This window comes from Bradyrhizobium lablabi, from assembly GCF_018131005.1.
In the GTDB taxonomy this organism is placed as follows: Bacteria; Pseudomonadota; Alphaproteobacteria; order Rhizobiales; family Xanthobacteraceae; genus Bradyrhizobium; species Bradyrhizobium lablabi_D.
Window position 1 is genome coordinate 200172 of record NZ_JAFCJK010000007.1, and the last position, 21150, is coordinate 221321.

A 21150-nucleotide genomic window follows, 5' to 3' on the forward strand; every position below is an offset into this window, starting at 1 on the left:
GAAGGGAAAGCGGACCTTTTCGCCCCATCTGTGCCGCGTCGCGCTCACCGCTGCGACCGCCGAACGGCCGCCTCGAGGTCGGCACGCATGCCGTCGATCGCCTCCTGCGAGGCAACCTCGAGGACAACGCAACCGAGCCGCGCCGCGCGATGCATCCAGCCGAGCGAATATCCGAACATGAATAGACCGAACGCCAGGACGGCGAGGCCTGCGATCTCGACCTGCGTCATGGTACAGCCTTTCCGAGCAGCGAGCGGCGCTCGATCGGAATGCCGTTAAAGCGCGCAAGGTTCATGCCGGCCTGCATGCCGGCAGAGATCCCACGGTCGACATAGACGACGACGGCATCGGCAAGATGCATCCAGGCATGGCCGGCGTTGATACCGTGCGCGCGCTCGTTGCGGTCGTTGTCGTTGAGGATTCCCGGCTGCGTGTAGAGCAGATGCGATGCCAGCGGCGCCTCGCCGCGCAGCAGCGCGTCACGGATACAGGCGCGTGCATAGGCGACATTGGCGTCGATCTCGCCGGCAAAGGGCGATTCCAGGATGACTCGCCGCATCGCGCGCGGCGAAATGGTGTGGTGCGCCTCGATCTTCGTCATTGCTCCAGTGCCCCCTTGATGCGCGCCTCGTTGTCCTGCAGCCAGCGCAGCGTTGCTGCGGCCGCCTCGAGGCGCTTGGTGTGAAATTCCGCAACCGAGCGGCTCATCTTGGCGCGCGTGCCGCTGCGCCGTTCCCGGAGCTCGGTCTCGACCGCATCGATCTGTTGAGAGAGCGAGACTTTGCTCATGCGCGCGCCTCGAGCTCGACCGACGCCGGCGGCGTCACCAGCTGCGCCAGGAATTCGCGGCCCACGTCCGTCACCTTGACGTCGTTCGCCGTGCAGTGTGCGAAGCCGGCGCCGACCAGATGCCGCACCATGCCGCCGTCGATCGTTTGGCCCGCGTCGATCGCGAGCAGCGCGGCCTGCATGTCGAGCTCGTCCTCGGTCAACGGCAGCCGCGTCTGCAGCTTGTTGTCGACGACCTCGGCGGGCAGCAGATCGCGGCGCGAGAGATCCAGCTCGCGCTGCGCGGCGAACTCGCGCAGAACAGCTTTCGTCACCGGCTCGCGCGACTGCCGGCGCAGGAACGCCGGGATCTCGAGGTCGTCGTCGGGAATGTCGCGTCCAGGTCGGTTCGCCGGCGGCGCGGCTGCATCGGCGCGGCCGTTCGTCGACGACCTGTCGGTCGCGACGTCGACGGCGACGCGCGAAACGACTGTCCCGATCGGCGCCGAGGCAACATCGGCCGAAAGGGCTGGACGTTCGCCGGCTTGAGGTCCGGCGTCCGCAAACTGTGAGGCCGCAGCGCTATGGCTACCCGCTACGGCCTCGTCCGATGACCGGCCATCGGCAGCCCGATCCGCGGGCGGTTCTATACCCGCCGGCGCCGCACCTGGCGCCGAGCTCTCGCCCGCGATCGCTTGGGAATCGTTAGAATCGCCGCCCTCCTCGAGCAGCTGTCGGAGACGCTTGCGCGGCGGTGGCGACGAGCTATCGCTCGCGCCGGCCACGGTCGCGACAACGGCTTGCGGCGTTGCGCTGGCCTGGTTGCCCCAGGCATCCCATCCGGCCGGCAGCGGATGCTCGGCATCGACGCGCGCGAACAGCTCGAGCGCCGGCACGCCGCCGCTCATGGCGGAGATCATACGCCGGTAATGCTCCGGCTTGCGCGAGTGACCGAGCGGCCGCGAGCGCTCGCGATGATTGGAGCCGAACTTTTCGCCGCCGGCCGGCTTCGGCAGGCCACGCCCCCGCTTGAACAGCAAGAGCAGCTCGTCCTGGTCGCGCACCAGGACGGCACCGCCGGCCTCGTCCGGATGCTCGTCATCGTTCTTGGTCCAGACGAACGCGGTCGAATATTCCTCAAAGCCCCACGACAGCGCGACGGCCGAGGCGAGCGGCATCGGCGCGCGGACCTTGAGGCTCTCGCCGGTCCTGGCGTCGGTCGCCTCGACCTCGGCCTCATGCCAGGCGAGCAGATGCGCGCGCGGAATCCACAGAAACAGCCAGGCATCCGGCAGCACCATGTCGCGGATCGGCAGCGCGCAGGTTTCCGACCAGGACATGGTCGGATAATGGTTTTCATAGGAACGGCCTGTGACGCCCTGATTTCGATGCCACGGCGGATCGGCATAGATCACCGGATATTTCCGCCCGGTCGGCTGCAGCGCCGCGGCATCCGACAGCGCCTGCGCCAGATTGCGGCGATGCTCGCGGCCCTTTTCCTCGGCGCCGACCTTTGCGAGATCCATCGCGACGCGGCCGGCGCCGGCGCGCATCTCCTGCTCGTGCCGGCCGAGCGCCGCCTCGAATTCGGCCGCATCCATCGCGGCCAGGCGCTGCGCCTTCGACGACAGCTTGCGGTCGATCCCGGCCTCGGCCAGCGTCGGCCGCTCGTCGGGTTTAGGCTGTTCCTGCTCGGAACTGCCTAAACGCGGCCGGCCGGCGCCAGCTCGGCCGCGATTGAGACCCACGGTTTCCTTTTGCGCCTTGACGAGCTCGCCGAGGCGCCGCTCCGCCCGAAACCGGAGCTGCGCCGCCTGGATCTCCAGATCGAGATTTTTCGCGACCCTGGCGGCCAGCCGCAGCGCCTCGCCCTGGTCGCGGATGGTGAGGACCTCGTCGACCGCGACGGCCTCGGCCAGCGCGCGACAGGCAGCCTCATATCGGACTAGCTCAGTCAAATGGGATCTCCGCCAGTTGAGGCCGCACGCCGAGGCCGGCGACGAGCTCGCGGACGGTGTCCTCGAGTCCTGGCGCCCGGCCGCGCCCGCGGCGGTTGATTGCGTTTTCGGACTTGGTGGCCCAGCGCAGGTTTGCGCGGCGGTTGTCGAGCGTCTGGCCGTTGATGTGGTCGACCACACGCGAGGCGATAAACGCCTCGTCGCGCGGGTCGGCCGCGATCTGAATCTCGCGATGCATGCGCACGGTCGCGCGCGACACATCAACGTTGCGCTTTGCATAGCGCATCCAGTCACCGCGGCCGGCGTGCCAGACGTTCCAAATGTTCTCCGACAGCCACGGGAAATCGATCGCGTCGACCAGCGTCCAGATCGGCTCGCGCGTCGACAGCCAGATCCGCCGCCACGGCGTATCAGAAAGGTCGATGAGGTCGTCGGCCTGGACGATCTCGAGCTGCCTGCGGGCCGCGGCAAACGTGCCGTGCATCACACAGCCTCGATCAGGCCGCCGTCGACGCGGAACGGTCGCGTCTGCGCGTAGCAGAACACGTCGCGGCTTTCCCATTGCGCCGGCGCCGGCATCTTGAGGAACGGCTCGCCGTCGAGCATGACGAGCTCCGGCACCTCGTCATTGCCGACAATCGCAAGCCGCACCGCGCCAATGATCCGGTTGCGCTCGAGGCCGAACAGGACGGCGCGCACCGCGCGGACTTTGCCCTTGCCGCTCATCGCCGCGCCCACCGATAGCCGGCGCCACGATCGCGCTCAGAGCGAAACGGCATCATCGCGACGCCGACCGCGGCGAACGCGCCGACGACCAGGACGCAAGCCATCGTCACGAAAAATTGCAGATCGTCGACATCGATCCCCCCGAGCACGCTTTCCCCCATTGTCGCCCCCGCTCAATCCGCCATGCCGCGCTGCATGGTTTCGATCTGCTTGCGCAGCTCGGCCTCGGCCTTGACCAGCTTTGACAGCTCGAGCTGCTTTTTGAATCCGATCCACCAGGCCGGCCGCGCTTCCCCCATGATCGCCTCGAGGATCTTGTCGCCGACGTCGGACTGCAGCAGCTTGGCCTGGAAGCCCGAGCCGAGGTCGCGATAACCACCGAGACAACGCTCGCAATGGCGGATGTCAGCGCCGGTCCGGATCGCGAGCTCGGCCGCCGTCTGCTGTGGGAAAAGGTCGCGGAAAACTTCCATCGCCGGCGCGATCGTCCGGCCATCTGGCCGGCTTCGCCCGGCCAAATGGCCGGTGCCTTTCTTTGCTTTCCTGGCCGAAACCCGATTAGCTTCCTGCCCCATGTGTAATGTCCCAGTATGCTTAGCGTTGCCGCTTCAGCGGCTTGATCCCCCAGAGCCTCGGGTCGGCGCTCTTTTCGAGCGCCGCGAGCGCATCCAGAAAAATCAGGAAGGTCGGGTAAGGCAGCCGGTTGCGCGTCCGCGCGTTCGTCATTTGCTGCGGCGTCGTTTCGCCGAGCCTGGCTGCCGCGGTAGTCCCGCCGAGCGCGTCGATCACGCCCGCCGCCGTGCGGATCGGACTTTTCAGCTGCGAATCATTCATGAGGCCAAAATGTATACACGATCTGCTTATATTGAAAACGAAAGCAAACCGTTTATGGCCGACCCGGAGCATTTCGGCGACCTTGGCCGCATGTCCAGGGACGTCAAGGCCATCGCCGAGCGCTTGAAACTGACCAGGGAGGCCCTCGGCCTCCACCAGGCCGCCTTTGGCCGCCTGGTCGGGATCGAACCGCAGGCGATCAACAACTACGAAACCGGGTTGCGGCGCATCTCGGTCGACCAAGCGATCAAGATTTGCGCCGCAACGGGCGTCTCGCTGGATTGGATCTATCGCGGCCTGGCGTCAGGCCTGCCGGTCAACCTGGCTACCGCCCTTCAGCAGAAAAGACACCAGGAGCGGCCGAAGCGCTGACACATTTCGCGCAGCGGTGACGCGCATGCCGCCGCCGTCGGCAGCACCAGCACCAACGCGAGCAGGCCGGCCAGCCGAAGGAACTCGGGGAATGTCGGCGCACTGAATTCTAGGACCGGTGGCACCACGAGCAGATTGTGGCTGACGACCCCGAGTAGCGCGAACAGCGCCCCGCTGCGGCGCCCAAGCACCAGCGTCGCCAGCACGACGCCAACAGCCAGAACAAAGCTCGATCCCATTTCCTGGCCGGAGGCATAGGCCGCAAGCGCTGCAAGCAGACCGAATATGCCAGCGCCGGGAACCGTCAGCAGCAAGATTCGCGCTACCGATAGTGGCCGCGACGCTCGCGGCTGCAGCTGGATCGGCGGCGGCTGCACAACCTCCCGTGGCCCAATAATCAGGAAATTTTCGAGCAGGTATCGGGTATCGTGCAGAACGCCGCGCGCCTCCTCGATATTTTCGGGTAGCTGAAACGCCAGTTGTAGTGCCGCCCGGCGCGACGCATCCGTGGCCTGCAGGGCCATGATTTTAGATAGTGCCATTTTCCTTCCCCAAATCTCACATCGATAAGCATTGCGTGTATACATTTTCCAATGTATCCACGATTTGCTAATGCTTGCGCTTCTAGAATCGCCGAACCTATCCGCCGGTTCGCGCTTGCAGCCATTCATTCAAGCAGGCTCAGCGCTGACAATACAACTCTTCGAAACCACGTCAGTTAACCAACGCGGCAGAGGAAAACGGGGACACGAACACGATGAAGTTGACCTCGCTAGCGGACGCTCCCGGTGATTGTGCAAACGCGGCCGACGTCTAAGATGCCCCGTCAAGTCCTTGTCAGCGGACAGGAACGAATCAAGATGGCGCGGGCCATTGAGATCTCCGGAGAGACCGCACGCACGTTGCAGGCCGCGGCCGCGCGGGGCGATATCCCCGGCGCGTCCAAGCCGTGCAAGTGCTGGACCTTCGACGAGGCGAAGTTTCGTGCCTGGATTGCCAATGGAGAGCGGCAGCCGTGTCAAAGCGATCGCGAGGAGACGAGGGGCGAACGGCAACAAACACGTTCCTCCGCGGCAAGATCTATTGGGCGCGGTTTCAAGTCGGCGGCAAAGAGTTCCGCGGAAGCCTATCAACGAGCCATGGCCCAACTGCTCGGAAAAGAGCCCGCGAGTGGCGCGAGCGCGAAATAGGCGCCGCCAAGTTCGGCGAGGACCGCAAGACCTATCAGGACGCCGTTGCCGCCTGGACGCCCCATATCATCACACAGGTCGGCCCATCGACGGCCGAGCGCTATGCCGTCTCGCTGAAGCAGCTCGAGCCCAACCTCCTCCCCCTCTTCATCGACGAGATCGACAAGACCGTGATCGGCGAGATCGTCCGCGACCGCCGCGCGGCCGGTGCGACTACGGCGACCATCCGGCGGGACCTCACGGCGCTTTCCAGCGTGATCGAGTTTGCGATCGATGAAGGCTGGCGCGGCGAGGACGAGAGCAACCCCGCCCTGCGGCGGCTGAAGAAGCTGAAGGAACGGCGCGACCCGATCATCCTACCGCTCGCCGAGGATATTGCGTATGTCATCGCCCGCGCGCCCGGCAACTTCGCCAGGATGATCGAGGCGGCCCGGGATTCCGGTTGCCGGCAGGACGAGCTGGTCAAGTCCGAGCGGCGGCTGCTCGATCGCGAGCGCAGGCAGCTCACGATCCGCCGCAAGGGCAACCAGTTCCGCACCATCCAGCTATCGGATCAGGCCTTCGCCGGCATGGCGTCGATCCCGGCTCACCTGACGGGCAAATGGCTGTTCTGGCATGGCAACGGGGAACCGTACCGGAACGCCTCGGCGCGCTTCAACGAGCTCGTCAAGTCGGCACAAAAGGCGGCACAGGCGGAAGCGCGCGAATTCCGCCCGATGACTTTCCATCACCTGCGCCACTTCTACTCGGTCTGGTATCTGAAAAATGGCGGCAATATCTACACGTTACAGCAGCATTTGAACCACAAGAGCATCACCACCACCGAGCTTTATCTGGAATTCCTGACGCCGGAAGAAGCCGCCCGAGCCAAAGGCGGGCCGTCACAAAACCCGGCACAGCTAGAGCGGTTTGACACCGCATAAATTAGTCAATAACCGAGACTTTCTAATCGCTTAGGTGAGATTTTTCAGGTCTCGCCTTCTCGATTTGCTAAACCGTTATAGGCTTGTAAAGGCCTATCGAGGGTTCGAATCCCTCCGTCTCCGCCATATTCTATGTAAAATCAAATACTTGGATCAGTAAATACGTCCGACGCGCCAACCATGTTTGCCCGCGTCGGGGTCAAGCGGGTGCTGAACCGCGGCAAGTCCAAGCCAGAGCTGGAGCGGGAGACAGAAGCTTTGCGCGGCAAGCCTCTTCGTCTTGACAGGCGGCTGGCCGTTCGGGCTGCTGCTTTTTGCCGGACCATCATGGGCGACATTGCACCCTCCGTCGGGCTGCCATCCGTTTTGTTCGCTGAGGCGGGCAGCCGCGCGGACACAACCCGAAAATGCAGAGATAACAAATACAGCGATAGCTTCCAACAGCGTCTTGAGCCGCTCCAATTCTGCCTATCGAAAGAACGACTTCGTAAAATGGAGTTTCAGGCGACGGGAGGCCTCGTGCCGAGCAGAGCACGACACACGCTAAGCCTGAACAATCCGTCGATTTCGGGAGGTGCCACACCACGAAAGATCAGCCTAAAGTAGCGCCAGTGATTTCCCGGATATTTCGCGACCCCTGCACAGCGTAAGACGTAGAGAATGTTTGCCGCGCGGATAGGAATTGGGGAAATGAGACAGAAGGTCCGAATTTCTGAGAAACGACGATTACTATTGGAACAATTCTCACCTGATCTACTCGAACAACTTGTCGAGTTGGAGTGGTTGAGAGAGCAGGTTAGACAAGCGGAAACGTTGGATCCTCAACAACTCTTGGTTCAATTCAAAGCTTACCGGCAACGGAAAACGACCAAAGCCAAGCGGAGACAGCACTAGTCCTTCCCACCGACGCGGGCGGCGCGCCACCGCGCCGGAATGCGCCAATGCACCCTCGCCGATGCACGCAGTGGTCCGGCCGATCTCCGCCGGGCAGCCCCGCTGATGAGATCGCTGACACGTCGATGGTGCGCTTGTCGTTGGCCGCACCACGGCCCGACTATCCTCCTCGGCCGACATTCGCCGAAGCGTCATCGAGCCATCGCCGCGTCGCCTCATCGCTCCAGCCAGGCACCGCGAAGCGGTTCGGCGATGTCACGCTTTCGCCCGAACGAACAATCGGCGGTTGGCGCGCGCGGTGGTGACGCACCGTCGCGGCGTTCGCAGAAGCGCAAAGGATGATCAACAGGCCCATGGTCAAGGCAGAACGCATAGCATTTGCTCTCAGCGACCGACCGCCAGTTCTCATGTGATGCACCGACCGTGTCGCCCCAATCTGGTAGCGGCTTCACCGTCAAGCAAGAGGAGTTTCCCTCGCAGACAAGCACCCGCGGCGTGCCTGCCGTGCATTCGCGCCAATGGCCCGAGCAGAGACCGAGCTTACCCGCTGCCATAGTTGGTGTTCTTACGGAGGAATAGGCCTGTATCCAGCAACCTGTCCCACGCGCCGCCACGGCATCCCCACCTCCCGCAACGGGATTAGCCACCTGCGTTGCGGCGCGCCCCAAGCCGCGCACCTCAGCCAGTCTCCTCATACTCCAGCAGGACGGCTCCGGCCAAACGGCGCGCACGATTGAGCAGGTTGACACATTCGATCGCCGTTTCGACGTTGCAAGGATTTGGAGCACCATCGCAGAGGTGTCGGACCGCGCGAATGAGGTGAAGCCTCATCGTGTCGTCGGCAAAAGGCCCAACAAAGCGCATAGGGCGGCCGTCGCTGAGAATTGCGACTGCACCTTCACCACGCAAAAGGCCAACGATGGGCTCGTAGAACCCCGCGACCGAGAGTTCTCGTCCGGTACGATCGACTCCCTGCACGCTGACCATGCGGTATCGGACATCATCGCCAGATCGCAACAGCCTTACGGTTTCGTCGGTGTAGGGCGGTACGAGGTGCCGGGGAACTCCGAGCAGCGAGGTGTACAGTTCCACCGCGATACCTTCGCGGCTGACAAGCCGTATCGTGCCACCGCCCTGCCCCTGGAATTTCTGCGGACCTCCCTCATCGATGACGGCAGTGTCCTCGAGCGAGGCACCTACAACATCGTCCTCCGATAGCGACGGTATGAACTGCCTGGCGATCGCCACGAGATGCGGGCCTTCGTATCCAAAAGCCCCGAGCGCATGATCCATGAACCGGCCACTCAACGCATCGCGCAGCCGATGCTTGGTCATCTCGACCAGCAAACGTTTCGGCCGCAGTCCGAGTTCCTCGAATGCGATCCGGCGCACGCGTTCGGTTACTTCGGACGAGAAGTAGTTCTCATTGACGACGATCTGCAAGCTGTTTCTAGCGAGCGTCATCCGCAAGCGCTGGATGTCCGCAAAATCACAGACAGGCTTTTCGATCAGGATCCGTGCGGCCGGATTGACGCGTGCGATGCCATCAATGAGCCGGGCATGACTTGCGGTTGACGCGCAGACATCCCAGAAGGTCGGGCTCAGCTCGGAGGCTTCGTTGAGGCTTCCGACAACGCGATATCCGTCACCGACAGCGGCAGCCCGGCGTTCGGCCTCGTCGTCCAGAACGGCGAGTGTCGCAACGCCGGCGCCGCGCAGGAATTGCTCGTGAATGGCCGCAACCTTGCCGTAGCCGATGCGGACGCATGTGATTCCGTCAAGCGGCCTGACTGCATACCGCGTGTCTTCACGCCGATCAGGCGTAGATACTCGCGATGTGGTCACGAGACGACCGCTTCGATAATGCTGACGAACGTACTGGTTCGGGCGATGCGCGTGAGTTTCAATCCCGCCTTGATCAGCAACGCGCGGTACTCATCGGAAGTGCGCTCGCGCCCGGGGTAGCTGACGAGCATCTCGATATCGAGCAGCTTGCCGTAGAACGGACCATTCCCTGATGGGATCACGGTTTCGATGATGAGCAAGCGGCCCTGTTCGGTCAGGGCTTGGCGGCACTGCCGGAGGATGGCGATCGACCGTTCATCGTCCCAATCGTGAAGGATTTGCTTGAGAAGGTAAGCATCGGCGCCGCAAGGTACACCACTGAAGAAGTCGCCGGCGATCAATTCGCAGCGCCCCTGCAGTCGCGCCTCCTCAATGAGCGGATGCGCCCGCGCGATAACATCGCGCTGGTCGAACAGTATGCCGCTTGCGCCAGGATGAGCCTGCAGTAACGACGCTATCAGGCGACCGGTCCCACCGCCTATGTCGGCTATCCTGCGAAAAGCGCTAAAGTCGTACGCATCGAGGATTGCCGGATTGACAACCTCTGTGAGCCCTTTGAGGGCCGCTTGGAATATCTGCTCGGCGTCGGGATGCTCACGGTAGTACTGGAACGGACCCTTGCCGAATACGTGCTCGAAGGCCGGCGTGCCATTGTGCACGGTGTCGATCAAACGACCCCATGGATCCCAGTGATGCTCTCCTCCGACCATCATCGCCCAAGCTCGCATCGAGCCCGAGACGTCGCTTCGCAACGATTGACCAAGCCTGGTGAGAGCGAACACTCGTGATTTGCCCTCGCGCACAATGCCCAGACCAGCAAGGGCGCGCAGCACCCGATAAAGCGAAGATGCGTGCGTCCTCGTACGTTCGGCGAGGTATTCTATGTCTCTATCGCCGTCGGTAAGCAGGTCGGCGACGCCGAGGCGCGCCGCGACGTGAATGACTTGGGTGACGCGGTAACTCGTGATCAGCGAGAGCATGTCGAGGGCTTCGGCGGGGCGCGGGGAATCAAGAATCACTGCCATTTCTCCAGAATGTGATCACCTACGCGGAGCGCATTAGCGGCAATGGTCAGCGATGGGTTGGTCGAGCCACTTGATGGGAAGAAGCTGCTGTCAACGACATAAAGGTTGTCGAGCTCGTGGGCCTTGCAGTTGATATCGAGCGCCGAGGTGCGCGGATCGGTGCCGAACCGCACCGTGCCACACTGATGGTTGACGCCGCCGACCGAGTTGGACCGGTCGCAGTAAGATGGCGTCTCAATCAGGTACGGAGCACAACCGATGTGTTCGAGCGTATCGGTGAGCTTTGAGATGAGTCGCAGATGGCCACGCATATTGTTTTCGCTGTAACGCATTGTGATGGAGCCATCGGCGGCAAGGGTGAGGCGGTTGTCCGGGTTCGGTAGATCCTCGGACATGACGCACAGGTCGATTCCCCGTTTCAGCAGATCGTCGACGCTGACATCCGGTGGCAAGGTGAGCGGACCGGCCGCGAGCGACTCCGGCGAGGCGCGCCCGAGCAGCTGCACATTGCCCATGGGATATGGAAAGTCGTGTTCGCCGAAGTAGAAGTCGTTGAACGCGAGGGTCTTCTGGAAGATTGTATCGTTTGGAACATGTGATACTGCGACGAAGCAGCTGTTGATGTGACGCATGTAGAAGCGGCCAACCACGCCCGAGCCGTTGGCCAGGCCACCGGGATGATGCGAGTTAGCTGAGCGCAACAGCAAGGCCGCCGAGTTCAATGCGCCGCAGGAGACGACCACGATGTCGGCTTCGTAGCGTTCGCGTTCGTCTCCATGCATCACTTCGACAGCCGTAACCACGCAGCCGGAGGCATCGGTATGAAGACGCACGGCGCGAGCGCCGGTTAATATCGTAACGTTCGGAAACTTCAGGGCGGGGTCGACGCATGCAATTTGCGCATCGGCTTTGGCGTGCAGAAAGCAGGCAAACCCGCCGCACGTGGCGCAAGGGACACAGCGCTCGGGGCCCGCCTGGTGTGTCAGGAGCCCGAGCGGTACATGAAAGGGATGGTAGCCGAGTTCGCGCAAGTCGCTCTCGAGCTGAGCAATGCGCGGGGCATGCTCGATGCGCGGATGAGGATACGGCGCACTAGCCGCGGGCTCGGTGGGGTCAATGCCGCGCTCACCGTGAACGTCGTAGAGCCACTCGGCTCGGGTGTAGTAGGGCTCGAAATCGCTATAGTTGAGCGGCCACGCGGGCGAAATTCCCTCGGCGTGCACCACCTTGTCGAAATCCTGCCGTCGGAAGCGCAGGAGGGCCGAGCCATAGAACTTAGTATTGCCGCCGACACAGTAGTGAGTGGGCGCGCGGTACGTCCGTCCGATCTCGTCGTACCAAATCTCGTTCGAGCGATAGCGGCGCTGACGGATCACCGCCCCGGCCGACCAGTTCTCGGGTTCGCGAGAAATGTATTCGCCACGCTCCAGCATAAGGATACGCTTACCTGACTGCGCGAGTGCCCAGGCGAGCGTGCCGCCGCCGGCACCGGTGCCGACGATGATGATGTCGTATCTCATCCCTCAACTCACGGTCCACAGAGGCACACCGGGGCTGGCAGATACCAAGTCTGCGCACTCGATTTGCAGGTTCTGTTGTTGATTGCCCTGTGATAGCCGCGGTCGCCACCGCGGTTATGTACTGGCGGACAATGAGCCTTCCCTTGGCCCAGCGAGACCATCGGCCGCGTCAATTACAGAATTGTTGCGGCGTTCTAAAATCGGATTGCAACTGAAACGCGAGATAAGAACGTTTCACACCGGGCTCGGCGGGACCCCACGTCGCAAAAATTCAGAAGGCGTTGAACATCCTCGACGGTGCCCATCTCCAGGAAGACCGGTGTGTGCGATTGCAGCCCGGAGCACATCGCACGCGCTCCAAACGACCGTCTGCCGGCGCTTATGCAGCGCGCGGGCCGCATCTCCCCAATCGGGGAACCGCTTACCTTCGGGCCGCGGCGGTTTTCGTCGGGGACAAGACTGGACGGTGCGCTTGCCGCGCCTTCGCATCGTGACTTGGTGTCACGACCGCTAACCGCTGCCGTAGTTGGACGGATCTAGATTTCTGTTCTCTTCCGGAGGAATAGGCTTGTAGCCTGGAAACGAGTACCACCGGGGAGCTATCATCTCCTGGGAGGGATGAACGATTATATGGTGATGCCGCGCATGCGGGCGACGCACCGTTGCGGCCTCGGCGGAAGCGCACAATAGCGTGACCAAAAGGCCCACGATCAAAGCAGGGCGCATCGCAATCGGCTCCAACTCGCCCTTTAGGTGATGCGGTGATGGCCGAGCGCAACCCGTCGCGGCCTCACGACCGGTCAAATCGACGGGACCATGGCGACGACCTGCAAGCTGGCGGCAGTCCAGGCGTTGCCGACGCCTATCCGTTGCTGGTGTCGTGAGAAGCCGAGCGGGGCGCGAGCGCAGTCCCCAACGTCGTTGTCATGCGCCGTCATCGCCGAGGCGGCAACACGAGCCCGCGTCGGAAGCGCCGGCACAAGGGCACCTCTATGCATGCGGAGGCCGCCGGGCGTCCGCGGACTGCCCGATCGCGAAAAGTCAGTTCGTCGCCATCCAGGCACGGGCCTCGCGTTGGGCCATGGCGACATCGATATCCGACATCTGCTCAGCGACCTCCCGACGCATGGCGAGCGCATCGGTTCGGCCCTTCAACGCCGCCAGATTGAACCATTTGTGCGCCGCGACGAGATTGACCACGCCGGAGCGGCCGCTCGCCCAGTACAGGCCGCGCTCGAACAGCACGTCCTGGATCGCGGTCGCCGCAACCGGAATAGCGGCGTCCTGATCGATGAAGCCCTGAAACATGTCGCAACTCCCCTTTTTCTTGTTGGCCGCCCTCCCCCGAGCGCGGCCCCCGTCCACTGTTTAACGCCTTGCTTTCCCCGTGCTGATCGCCACCGCTCGCGCGCCGACCGATCATGCGCTCGCCGTTTACCGGCTTGTTGGCTGATCATGGCGCATCAAGTTTGAAGAGCGGCTTAAGTATCGCGATGAACGGGGTGTAAATTCCGGCGGCATCCCGCGTTTCCAGGAATCGCAAAAATGCCTGTGGCGCAGGCACTTCTCTTAGTTCGTGAACGCCGATTTACCCTGCTGTTTCGGATAAAGATAACCATCGCCGGCAAAGGGCAGCCGCCGTCGACACAGATGCGCCGGGTGCCGTCGGCGGCGGCACCCTGCCACCGATCGTAAAGGGCCAGCCTTCCGTGGCTACGGACGGTTCTTCGAGTGGCTTGTGATGGGATATGGAAAAAGGCGCCGGGGGCGCAGACCGCGCGGACTGCCGGAACGAGGGCGTCGGCGAACACGTCAGGACCAGACTTCACTTGGGCATTCGCGCCGGTGAAATTGCGGAACAGCGGATCCGCACCGAACGAAGAAATCTCTGTTTCTTCTGCCGGACCGGTTTGGGAAGGGCGAACCCGTTCCGAAATACGATCCAGCCGTTTGACCTGATGTCTCGCCGACACCCTCTCTCGTCGACCAGAGCCTTGAGGTGGATTTGCCTGCTGGCAGTCCGACCGATGGCTCTTGTGACGTGCCGGCTTCAAGCTACCGGCGAACCTCTCAAGGCGAGAGGCTTACTTCTTCTTCTTGGCGACCTTGCGGGTCTTCTTCGCAGTCTTCTTCACTGCGCTCTTCGCCTTCTTCGCCTTCTTTGCCTTCTTAGCCATGTTGCCCTCCAGTATGTGAGATGGCTTGCTTTTCGCTGCGTGCACTCGGGAATCGAAATGCACTGCATCCCGAATACACCAACCCGTCGAAAAAAACAGCGTCCCGCTTAAGGAAGTGTTGACGCGGCGATGCTTGGGCGTGCAGCGAGCGTCGGCCGAAAAATCGAAGATGCGTTCGCGCGAGTGATGCAAAAAACGCAACAGTCGTCGACATCGGCATTTGTGAACGTTGCAGGAAACGCCTGTATTGCAGGCATTTCTTGAATTCGCATTTTCATTGCGCAACGCGCGATAGTCATCGTCGCGAGTCGAAGCCGTCGCCGAAAAGCGCGTCGTCACCCAGCCTGAGTCGCAATTTTGGGCGATGAAAAATTTTTCGTGGGTAAGCCCACTTTTGCCTCATCGGCGGTCGCTAAGACCGGATTTCCGGACGAATCCTCGTTTCGGCGATTCGGCCGTGACGGGCGTCACATGGCCGCGTGTGAGGCAAAATGGCACGCCGCGCTCGCGCGTGCGGCTCCGCCTCGCCGTTCGCTCAGATGCCGAGCTTGGACTTGAGCAGGTCGTTCACGGCCTGCGGGTTCGCCTTGCCGCCCGACGACTTCATCACCTGACCGACGAACCAGCCCACCAGTTGCGGCTTCGCCTTGGCTTGCGCAACCTTGTCCGGATTTGCCGTGATGATGTCGTCCACCACCTTTTCGATCGCGCCGAGATCGGTGACCTGCTTCATGCCGCGCTCCTCGACGAGCGCGCGCGGATCACCGCCTTCCTGCCAGACGATCTCGAACAAGTCCTTGGCGATCTTGCCGGAAATCGTTCCCTCGCCGATCAGATCGACGATCGCTGCGAGCTGCGCGGCCGACACCGGCGACGCGGCGATGTCACGGTTTTCCTTGTTCAGTCGTCCGAACAGCTCGTTGATCACCCAGTTGGCGGCGAGTTTGCCGTCGCGCGCCTTGTCGGCGAGGCCGCCGAGCACCGTCTCGTAGAAGTCGGCGCTCTCGCGCTCAGCCACAAGCACGCCTGCATCATAGGGCGACAGGCCGAAGCCCGCAATAAACCGGGACTTCTTCTGATCCGGCAGTTCCGGCAGATGCGCCTTGAGATCGTCGACGAAGCCTTGGCCGAATTCGAGCGGCAGCAGGTCGGGATCGGGGAAGTAACGGTAGTCGTGCGCCTCTTCCTTTGAGCGCATCGAGCGCGTCTCGCCCTTGTTCGGGTCGAACAGGCGGGTCTCCTGGTCGATGGTGCCGCCATCCTCGATGATGTCGATCTGCCGACGCGCCTCATACTCGATCGCCTGGCCGATGAAGTTGACCGAGTTCATGTTCTTGATTTCGCATCGGGTGCCAAGCGCGGTCTCGCCAAAGCGGCGCACCGAGACGTTGACGTCCGCGCGCAGATTGCCCTTCTCCATGTCGCCGTCGCAGGTGCCGAGATAGCGCAGGATCGAGCGAAGCTTGGTCACATAGGCCTTGGCCTGCTCGGCGTCGCGGATGTCGGGCTTGGAGACGATCTCCATCAGTGCGACGCCGGAGCGATTGAGATCGACATAGGACATCGTCGGCGACTGGTCGTGCAGCAATTTGCCGGCGTCCTGTTCCAGGTGCAGCCGCTCGATCCCGACCGCCACGCTGCGTCCGCCGTCGAGTTCGACCAGCACTTCGCCCTCGCCCACGATCGGCGACTTGTACTGGCTGATCTGGTAGCCTTGCGGCAGGTCCGGATAGAAATAGTTCTTGCGGTCGAACACCGAGCGCAGGTTGATCTTCGCGTTCAGGCCAAGCCCGGTGCGCACCGCCTGGCGGACGCACTCCTCGTTGATCACGGGCAGCATGCCCGGCATCGCCGCATCGACCAGCGAGACATGGCAATTTGGCTCACCGCCGAACGCCGTCGATGCGCCCGAGAACAGCTTTGCATTCGAGGTGACCTGGGCATGGATCTCCATGCCGATCACGACTTCCCAGTCGCCGGTCGCGCCTTTGATCAGTCTATGGGGTGCGGCAGGTGCATTCATGGCTCTGGTTTTCCGGACAAATTGATATCTGGGATGGTTTGGGCTTCGCGCAACCGACCGCTCCAGTCAAGCGGGCTTCGAGGGTACGGGGCGTCCATGACGCGGGCGGATTACAGGCCGTGGCGGAACGACTGGTAGGCCTTGCTGGTGCGCAGCGCATCGGCGCCGCCCGAGATCAACTGATCGACCTGCTCCGGCGGCAACGCGAACCGCGTCGGGATGGCGTTGAGTATGCCGGCGCGGTCGGATCCCAGCCGGTCGAACTCGAGCCATTGCGGCACCGGCGCGGTTGCGCCTTCACGGCGTCAGGAGAGCGGAGACGATCCGCTCCCATTCGGCATCGAGCGAATCCTTGGCCACTGGCTGGCGGGCTTGACGGTACCAGTAGCCCGCGTTGCCGAGGTCGCCTTCGACGCGATGCAGATAGGCGTGCACCCGGGCGGAGTTGGCGTCACCCTCATCCTGCACGATCCTGTGCGCCCGGTCCCAATCGCCCTTGGCGGCCCACCACAGCGCCGCGAGCGGCGGCGACAGCGTCGGCGCGGGCGCTGCGTCAGCGAGGCTCTGGCGGAAATCCGCCATCGCTCACCACCATTTCGCCGGCGTGAAGCGGCCGGCGGCCTGCTCGATCACCTCGCCGAGGGAGAACAAGGTCTCCTCGTCGAACGGACGCCCGATCAGTTGCAGACCGAGCGGCAGGTCCTGCACATCCTTGCCCGCGGGAACGGCAATGCCGGGCAGGCCCGCCATGTTCACGGTTACCGTGAAGATGTCGTTGAGATACATCTCGACCGGATCGGCGCCGCCCTTCTCGCCAACGCCAAACGCCGCCGACGGCGTGGCCGGTGTCAGGATCGCGTTCACCCCTTTGGCGAAGCAGTCCTCGAAGTCCTTCTTGATCAGCGTCCGCACTTTCTGCGCGCGCAGGTAATAGGCATCATAGTAGCCGGCCGACAGCACATAGGTGCCGATCATCACGCGGCGGCGCACCTCGTCGCCAAAGCCTTCGGCGCGGGTGTTCTCGTACATCTCTCCGATCGAGCGGCCCGGCATGCGCAATCCGTAGCGCACGCCGTCGTAGCGCGCGAGGTTGGACGAAGCCTCCGCCGGCGCCACGATATAATAAGCCGGCAGTGCGTATTTGGTGTGCGGCAGCGAGATCTCGACGAGCTCGGCGCCGGCCGCCTTCAGCCATGCCGCCCCCTCGCTCCAGAGTTTCTCGATCTCCGCCGGCATGCCGTCGAGTCGATACTCCTTGGGGATGCCGATCCTCATGCCCTTCACGGATTTGCCGATCGCAGCCTCGTAGTCGGGCACGCCGATCTCGGCCGACGTCGTGTCCTTGGGATCATGGCCGGCCATCGAGCGCATCAGGATTGCCGCGTCACGCACGCTGCGCGCGATCGGGCCGGCCTGATCGAGCGAGGACGCGAACGCCACGATACCCCAGCGCGAGCAGCGGCCATAGGTGGGCTTGACGCCGACGGTCGCGGTGAAGGCGGCCGGCTGACGGATCGAGCCGCCGGTGTCGGTCGCGGTCGCGCCCATGCACAAGAGCGCCGCCACCGCCGACGCCGAACCACCCGACGAACCGCCCGGCACCAGATCGGTGTTGGAGCCTTCGCGCCGCCAAGGATTGATCACCGGGCCAAAGCAGGATGTCTCGTTCGACGAGCCCATCGCAAATTCGTCGTTGTTGAGCTTGCCAAGCAGCACAGCGCCGTCACGCCAGAGCTGCGAGGTCACGGTCGACTCGTAGGGCGGGATGAAATTGCCGAGGATCTTCGAGCATGCCGTCGTGCGGATGTCGCGGGTCGCGAACAGATCCTTGATGCCGAGCGGTATGCCGGCGAGCGGGCCGCCCTCGCCCTTTGCAATCTTCGCGTCCGCGGCCTTCGCCATCTCGCGCGCACGGTCCGGCGTCTCCAGCACGTACGCGTTGAGCACACGCGCGGCTTCGATCGCGGTGAGATGCGCATCGGTCAATTCGAGCGCAGTGAAGGACTTGTTCGCGAGGCCGGCCTTGGCCTCGGCGATGGTCATCGATGTCAAATCAGTCATTTATTGATCGGGCTGCAGAAGAACGGAGACAGGGTCTTGTCGTTGGCGGGATCATCCTGCCTGGCAAAGGCCTTGTCGGCGGCCTCAAGCTGGTCGAGGACGGCATCGATCGCCTTGTTTGGATCGGCGGTCTTGCCCTGCCGCTCCATCGCGTCGAGATAGTTCATGTAGGCCTGATAGGCCTTTTCGTCGTCGCAAAGCAGGCACATCGAATTGTCGTCCCTTAAGCGAGTTATTCAACCACCTTGGGCACCAGGAAGAAATGGTTTTGCGCGTCGGGCGCATTCCTGACGATATCGTCGGCGATGTCGCCATCTTTGACCACATCGGCGCGCTTCTTCATCTCCATCGGCGTCACCGAGGTCATAGGCTCGACGCCGTCGATCTTCACTTCCGACAACTGCTCGACAAAGGCCAAAATCGCGTTCAGTTCGCCCTGGAGATGGGGAACTTCGGCGTCACTGACTGCAATTCGCGCCAGATGCGCGATGCGGCGAACGGTCGTGGCGTCAACGGACATTATATAGGGCCTCAGGCTGGAACTGCAGCCCGCCGTATAGCAGAGGCCGGTTTTGCGCCGCAACCGCGGCGGCCAGCCGCCGGAGGAGTCTTACCTCTCGTTAGGGGGGACTGCGAAACAGCTCAGCCCGCCATCCGGCTCATTCGTGCCAGCGCGGCGCCCGCCAGCGCCCGGGTCAGCTCGGCGGCGGGCATTTCACGCCCCATTCTGATCGCCTGGCCGGCCCACAGATTGGTGAAATCGACCCTGCCCTGCTTCTCGGCGGCCGCCTTCAACGGTGCGAGGGCGGTCGCGGCGTGGGGGAACGCCGGCGCGTCGTGCGAGATCGGACCGACCTCGCGCATGACGCGGTTGGCGACGCCGCGCGCGGGCCGGCCAGTCATGACATTGGTGATGACGGTCGACTCGTCTCCCGCTTGTGCCAACGCAGTACGCTGCGGCGCGCTCAGTTTGGACTCCGGGCAGCGCAGATAGGCCGAGCCGATCTGCACGCCGGATGCACCCAGCGCGAACGCGGCTGCGATCCCTCGTCCATCGGCAATGCCGCCGGCTGCGATGACAGGCACCTTCGCCGCATCGACCACCTGCGGCACCAATGCGAACGTGCCGGGCTGCTCGGCGATATTGTCGGTCAGGAACATGCCGCGATGGCCGCCCGCCTCGGCGCCCTGCGCGATGATGACGTCGGCACCGTTCTCCTCGAGCCAGATCGCCTCCTTCACAGTGGTGGCGGACGACACCACGAGGCAGCCCGCCGCCTTCACGCGCTGGACCAATTTCGGCTCCGGCAGACCGAAATGGAAACTGACCACCTCGGGCTTCAGCTCCTCGACCACTTCGCAGAACGCGGCGTCGAACGGCGCACGGTTCGCGGCGTTGACGGGCGCGTTGGGGTCGAGCCCATGCTCGCGATAATACGGCGCAAGCCGCTGCCGCCACGCCGCCTCGCGCGCCAGATCGGTCTCGACCGCCTTGTGGGAGAAGAAATTCAGGTTGACCGGAGCGGCAACGCGCTGGCGAACGATGTTGACCTGCTCACGCGCCTTGTCCGCCGACAGCAGCGCGCATGGCAGAGAGCCGAGCCCGCCGCCCTCAGCCACGGCAATCGCCAGCTCCGCGTCCATTGCACCCGCCATCGGCGCCAGCACAATCGGGAACTCGGTCTTGAAGAGATCGATTATTCGGCGGTCCGGCCACATGATTTGCCTCGCGGATTATCAGACGACAGAAGGAAGCCAGATTGTGTCCATCGGCGCCAGCAGGATCGGGTGCCGCATGCCCAGAAGCGCCGTCAATTCAGTGCTGATCGGCATACGTTTGCTCCCTCTACTGGACAGCAAGTCTAAGCCGGCTTAGCATTCTCGGAAAATGAATACTAAAGAACGCTGCTATCTCCGAAATGAAACGGGCTATGAGATGGAGTTGACCGATCTCCTCACTTTCTCAACTGTCGCAAGGCTCGGGGGCATTACCCGTGCCGCTGACGAGCTCAACACCGTTCAGTCGAATGTCACCCAGCGGATCAAGGCTCTCGAAGCCGAGATCGGCACAGCGCTTTTCGAGCGCCACAGTCGCGGCATGACGCTGACCGGCGCCGGCCGCAGGCTCTTGCCTTACGCGCAACGCATGGCGGCGCTGTCACGAGAAGCGGTGCTCGCGGCGCGCGACGACGGAGAGCCGAAAGGACCGTTGTCGATCGGCTCAATGGAGACGACGGCCGCGGTGCGCCTGCCAATGCTGCTCGCCGAATTTCACCGCCGCTTCCCCGCGGTGCGCCTGACGCTGAGTACGGCGACGACCGCCGACCTCGTCGCCGCCGTGCTCGATGGCTCGCTCGACGGCGCGTTCGTTGCCGGGCCGATCGAACACGCCGAACTCATCTCGACCGTCGCCTTCCGCGAAGAACTGGTGCTGGTCTCCGCGCAGCGCTGGAAGACCCTCGCCGCGTTGCGCGCCGGCACGTCGGAATCCGGGCCGACCGCGCTCGTCTTCCGCACCGGCTGCACTTATCGGCAGCGCCTTGAACAGGTCTTCGCCGAGTTCGGCTGGCCGTCGGCGGCTCGTTTCGAACTCGGAACGCTCGACGGCATGATCGGCTGCGTCGCCGCCGACATGGGCGTGACGATGCTGCCGCGCGCCGTCGTCGAGCGCGACTACGTCAGGGGTGACGTCAACATCCACAAGCTCAGCCCGCAGCATACGCGGGTCGAGACGCTGTTCATCCAGCGCCGCACCGCGCATCAGTATAGCGCGCTGCAGGGCTTTGTGGCCTGCCTCGACGGCGACGATCGCGTGGTCGCGGCGTGAGGAAACG

25 protein-coding genes are annotated in these 21150 nt (G+C 63.2%); 4 read left to right on the forward strand and 21 right to left on the reverse strand.

What is annotated here, in order from left to right; all coding sequences use genetic code 11:
* Positions 1 to 44: 44 nt before the first annotated feature.
* The 9 genes from JQ553_RS22420 to JQ553_RS22460 are packed head-to-tail and all read right to left on the reverse strand — an operon-like array spanning position 45 to position 4241.
* On the reverse strand, positions 45 to 230 hold the full coding sequence (locus JQ553_RS22420; RefSeq protein ID WP_212502183.1) for a hypothetical protein: 186 nt from the start codon (positions 228 to 230) through the stop codon (positions 45 to 47).
* Positions 227 to 601, reverse strand: a complete 375-nt coding sequence (locus JQ553_RS22425) for a hypothetical protein (protein ID WP_212502184.1) — start codon at positions 599 to 601, stop codon at positions 227 to 229. The genes JQ553_RS22420 and JQ553_RS22425 overlap by 4 nt, the downstream gene beginning before the upstream one ends.
* A complete protein-coding gene (locus JQ553_RS22430) occupies positions 598 to 789 on the reverse strand; it encodes a hypothetical protein (RefSeq protein ID WP_212502185.1) in 192 nt (63 codons plus the stop codon). The genes JQ553_RS22425 and JQ553_RS22430 overlap by 4 nt, the downstream gene beginning before the upstream one ends.
* A complete protein-coding gene (locus JQ553_RS22435; protein WP_212502186.1) occupies positions 786 to 2726 on the reverse strand; it encodes a hypothetical protein in 1941 nt (646 codons plus the stop codon). Before JQ553_RS22435 ends, JQ553_RS22430 begins: the two co-directional genes overlap by 4 nt.
* On the reverse strand, positions 2719 to 3210 hold the full coding sequence (locus JQ553_RS22440) for an HNH endonuclease (RefSeq protein ID WP_212502187.1): 492 nt from the start codon (positions 3208 to 3210) through the stop codon (positions 2719 to 2721). The genes JQ553_RS22435 and JQ553_RS22440 overlap by 8 nt, the downstream gene beginning before the upstream one ends.
* The gene (locus JQ553_RS22445; RefSeq protein ID WP_212502188.1) at positions 3210 to 3452 is read right to left on the reverse strand and encodes a hypothetical protein; all 243 of its coding nucleotides are present in this window, start codon (positions 3450 to 3452) and stop codon (positions 3210 to 3212) included. Before JQ553_RS22445 ends, JQ553_RS22440 begins: the two co-directional genes overlap by 1 nt.
* Positions 3449 to 3613, reverse strand: a complete 165-nt coding sequence (locus JQ553_RS22450) for a hypothetical protein (RefSeq protein WP_212502189.1) — start codon at positions 3611 to 3613, stop codon at positions 3449 to 3451. Before JQ553_RS22450 ends, JQ553_RS22445 begins: the two co-directional genes overlap by 4 nt.
* A 12-nt stretch (positions 3614 to 3625) precedes the next feature.
* Positions 3626 to 4027: a hypothetical protein gene (locus tag JQ553_RS22455; protein ID WP_212502190.1), complete on the reverse strand. Its 402-nt coding sequence runs from the start codon at positions 4025 to 4027 to the stop codon at positions 3626 to 3628.
* A gap of 19 nt (positions 4028 to 4046) precedes the next feature.
* Positions 4047 to 4241, reverse strand: coding sequence for a hypothetical protein (locus JQ553_RS22460; protein ID WP_212502191.1), 195 nt, complete (start codon positions 4239 to 4241; stop codon positions 4047 to 4049).
* Between the two features lie 99 nt (positions 4242 to 4340).
* On the opposite strand from JQ553_RS22460, the gene JQ553_RS22465 reads away from it, so the two are divergent.
* Positions 4341 to 4658 carry a helix-turn-helix domain-containing protein gene (locus JQ553_RS22465; RefSeq protein WP_212502192.1) on the forward strand — a complete coding sequence of 106 codons (318 nt, stop codon included), beginning with the start codon at positions 4341 to 4343 and terminating at the stop codon, positions 4656 to 4658.
* Here JQ553_RS22465 and JQ553_RS22470 read toward each other — a convergent pair.
* Positions 4622 to 5200: a hypothetical protein gene (locus JQ553_RS22470; RefSeq protein ID WP_212502193.1), complete on the reverse strand. Its 579-nt coding sequence runs from the start codon at positions 5198 to 5200 to the stop codon at positions 4622 to 4624. The genes JQ553_RS22465 and JQ553_RS22470 overlap by 37 nt on opposite strands.
* A gap of 473 nt (positions 5201 to 5673) precedes the next feature.
* Between JQ553_RS22470 and JQ553_RS22475 the strand changes: the two genes are divergently transcribed.
* Positions 5674 to 6771, forward strand: coding sequence for a site-specific integrase (locus JQ553_RS22475; protein WP_312015186.1), 1098 nt, complete (start codon positions 5674 to 5676; stop codon positions 6769 to 6771).
* 180 nt (positions 6772 to 6951) lie between these two features.
* Complete coding sequence (locus tag JQ553_RS22480; RefSeq protein WP_212502195.1) at positions 6952 to 7377, forward strand: hypothetical protein; 426 nt, start codon at positions 6952 to 6954, stop codon at positions 7375 to 7377.
* A gap of 966 nt (positions 7378 to 8343) precedes the next feature.
* Here the strand turns inward: JQ553_RS22480 and JQ553_RS22485 are convergent.
* The 11 genes from JQ553_RS22485 to JQ553_RS22535 form a co-directional block, all read right to left on the reverse strand.
* On the reverse strand, positions 8344 to 9510 hold the full coding sequence (locus JQ553_RS22485; protein WP_212502196.1) for a hypothetical protein: 1167 nt from the start codon (positions 9508 to 9510) through the stop codon (positions 8344 to 8346).
* On the reverse strand, positions 9507 to 10535 hold the full coding sequence (locus tag JQ553_RS22490; RefSeq protein WP_212502197.1) for a methyltransferase: 1029 nt from the start codon (positions 10533 to 10535) through the stop codon (positions 9507 to 9509). Before JQ553_RS22490 ends, JQ553_RS22485 begins: the two co-directional genes overlap by 4 nt.
* Complete coding sequence (locus JQ553_RS22495) at positions 10526 to 12055, reverse strand: GMC oxidoreductase (RefSeq protein ID WP_212502198.1); 1530 nt, start codon at positions 12053 to 12055, stop codon at positions 10526 to 10528. Before JQ553_RS22495 ends, JQ553_RS22490 begins: the two co-directional genes overlap by 10 nt.
* A gap of 1041 nt (positions 12056 to 13096) precedes the next feature.
* Entirely contained in the window at positions 13097 to 13363 is a 267-nt protein-coding gene (locus JQ553_RS22500; protein WP_212502199.1) for a hypothetical protein, read from the reverse strand.
* Between the two features lie 1404 nt (positions 13364 to 14767).
* Positions 14768 to 16255: an Asp-tRNA(Asn)/Glu-tRNA(Gln) amidotransferase subunit GatB gene (gatB, locus tag JQ553_RS22505; RefSeq protein WP_212502200.1), complete on the reverse strand. Its 1488-nt coding sequence runs from the start codon at positions 16253 to 16255 to the stop codon at positions 14768 to 14770.
* Positions 16256 to 16365: 110 nt separating this feature from the next.
* A complete protein-coding gene (locus JQ553_RS22510; protein ID WP_249144514.1) occupies positions 16366 to 16536 on the reverse strand; it encodes a hypothetical protein in 171 nt (56 codons plus the stop codon).
* Positions 16537 to 16552: 16 nt separating this feature from the next.
* Complete coding sequence (locus JQ553_RS22515) at positions 16553 to 16837, reverse strand: hypothetical protein (protein WP_212502201.1); 285 nt, start codon at positions 16835 to 16837, stop codon at positions 16553 to 16555.
* Positions 16838 to 16840: 3 nt separating this feature from the next.
* Positions 16841 to 18316 (reverse strand): Asp-tRNA(Asn)/Glu-tRNA(Gln) amidotransferase subunit GatA, encoded by a 1476-nt coding sequence (gene gatA, locus JQ553_RS22520; RefSeq protein ID WP_212502202.1) that lies wholly within the window; start codon positions 18314 to 18316, stop codon positions 16841 to 16843.
* Entirely contained in the window at positions 18313 to 18525 is a 213-nt protein-coding gene (locus JQ553_RS22525; protein WP_212502203.1) for a hypothetical protein, read from the reverse strand. The genes gatA and JQ553_RS22525 overlap by 4 nt, the downstream gene beginning before the upstream one ends.
* Before the next feature lie 23 nt (positions 18526 to 18548).
* Positions 18549 to 18836 (reverse strand): Asp-tRNA(Asn)/Glu-tRNA(Gln) amidotransferase subunit GatC, encoded by a 288-nt coding sequence (gatC, locus tag JQ553_RS22530; protein ID WP_212502204.1) that lies wholly within the window; start codon positions 18834 to 18836, stop codon positions 18549 to 18551.
* 122 nt (positions 18837 to 18958) lie between these two features.
* Positions 18959 to 20035, reverse strand: coding sequence for a nitronate monooxygenase family protein (locus JQ553_RS22535; protein WP_212502205.1), 1077 nt, complete (start codon positions 20033 to 20035; stop codon positions 18959 to 18961).
* Between the two features lie 217 nt (positions 20036 to 20252).
* Between JQ553_RS22535 and JQ553_RS22540 the strand changes: the two genes are divergently transcribed.
* The gene (locus JQ553_RS22540; RefSeq protein ID WP_212502406.1) at positions 20253 to 21143 is read left to right on the forward strand and encodes a LysR family transcriptional regulator; all 891 of its coding nucleotides are present in this window, start codon (positions 20253 to 20255) and stop codon (positions 21141 to 21143) included.
* Positions 21144 to 21150: the final 7 nt, after the last annotated feature.

What these genes read in the sequence shown, in the direction of transcription:
- JQ553_RS22430 (WP_212502185.1), bottom strand. Translation starts at nt 789, where the DNA reads ATGAGCAAAGTCTCGCTCTCTCAACAGATCGATGCGGTCGAGACCGAG.
- JQ553_RS22515 (WP_212502201.1), bottom strand. Translation starts at nt 16,837, where the DNA reads ATGGCGGATTTCCGCCAGAGCCTCGCTGACGCAGCGCCCGCGCCGACG.
- JQ553_RS22535 (WP_212502205.1), bottom strand. Translation starts at nt 20,035, where the DNA reads ATGTGGCCGGACCGCCGAATAATCGATCTCTTCAAGACCGAGTTCCCG.
- JQ553_RS22445 (WP_212502188.1), bottom strand. Translation starts at nt 3,452, where the DNA reads ATGAGCGGCAAGGGCAAAGTCCGCGCGGTGCGCGCCGTCCTGTTCGGC.
- gatA (WP_212502202.1), bottom strand. Translation starts at nt 18,316, where the DNA reads ATGACTGATTTGACATCGATGACCATCGCCGAGGCCAAGGCCGGCCTC.
- JQ553_RS22420 (WP_212502183.1), bottom strand. Translation starts at nt 230, where the DNA reads ATGACGCAGGTCGAGATCGCAGGCCTCGCCGTCCTGGCGTTCGGTCTA.
- JQ553_RS22495 (WP_212502198.1), bottom strand. Translation starts at nt 12,055, where the DNA reads ATGAGATACGACATCATCATCGTCGGCACCGGTGCCGGCGGCGGCACG.
- JQ553_RS22525 (WP_212502203.1), bottom strand. Translation starts at nt 18,525, where the DNA reads ATGTGCCTGCTTTGCGACGACGAAAAGGCCTATCAGGCCTACATGAAC.
- JQ553_RS22450 (WP_212502189.1), bottom strand. Translation starts at nt 3,613, where the DNA reads ATGGGGGAAAGCGTGCTCGGGGGGATCGATGTCGACGATCTGCAATTT.
- JQ553_RS22465 (WP_212502192.1), top strand. Translation starts at nt 4,341, where the DNA reads ATGGCCGACCCGGAGCATTTCGGCGACCTTGGCCGCATGTCCAGGGAC.
- JQ553_RS22425 (WP_212502184.1), bottom strand. Translation starts at nt 601, where the DNA reads ATGACGAAGATCGAGGCGCACCACACCATTTCGCCGCGCGCGATGCGG.
- JQ553_RS22480 (WP_212502195.1), top strand. Translation starts at nt 6,952, where the DNA reads ATGTTTGCCCGCGTCGGGGTCAAGCGGGTGCTGAACCGCGGCAAGTCC.
- JQ553_RS22455 (WP_212502190.1), bottom strand. Translation starts at nt 4,027, where the DNA reads ATGGGGCAGGAAGCTAATCGGGTTTCGGCCAGGAAAGCAAAGAAAGGC.
- gatC (WP_212502204.1), bottom strand. Translation starts at nt 18,836, where the DNA reads ATGTCCGTTGACGCCACGACCGTTCGCCGCATCGCGCATCTGGCGCGA.
- JQ553_RS22490 (WP_212502197.1), bottom strand. Translation starts at nt 10,535, where the DNA reads ATGGCAGTGATTCTTGATTCCCCGCGCCCCGCCGAAGCCCTCGACATG.
- JQ553_RS22540 (WP_212502406.1), top strand. Translation starts at nt 20,253, where the DNA reads ATGGAGTTGACCGATCTCCTCACTTTCTCAACTGTCGCAAGGCTCGGG.
- gatB (WP_212502200.1), bottom strand. Translation starts at nt 16,255, where the DNA reads ATGAATGCACCTGCCGCACCCCATAGACTGATCAAAGGCGCGACCGGC.
- JQ553_RS22440 (WP_212502187.1), bottom strand. Translation starts at nt 3,210, where the DNA reads ATGCACGGCACGTTTGCCGCGGCCCGCAGGCAGCTCGAGATCGTCCAG.
- JQ553_RS22500 (WP_212502199.1), bottom strand. Translation starts at nt 13,363, where the DNA reads ATGTTTCAGGGCTTCATCGATCAGGACGCCGCTATTCCGGTTGCGGCG.
- JQ553_RS22470 (WP_212502193.1), bottom strand. Translation starts at nt 5,200, where the DNA reads ATGGCACTATCTAAAATCATGGCCCTGCAGGCCACGGATGCGTCGCGC.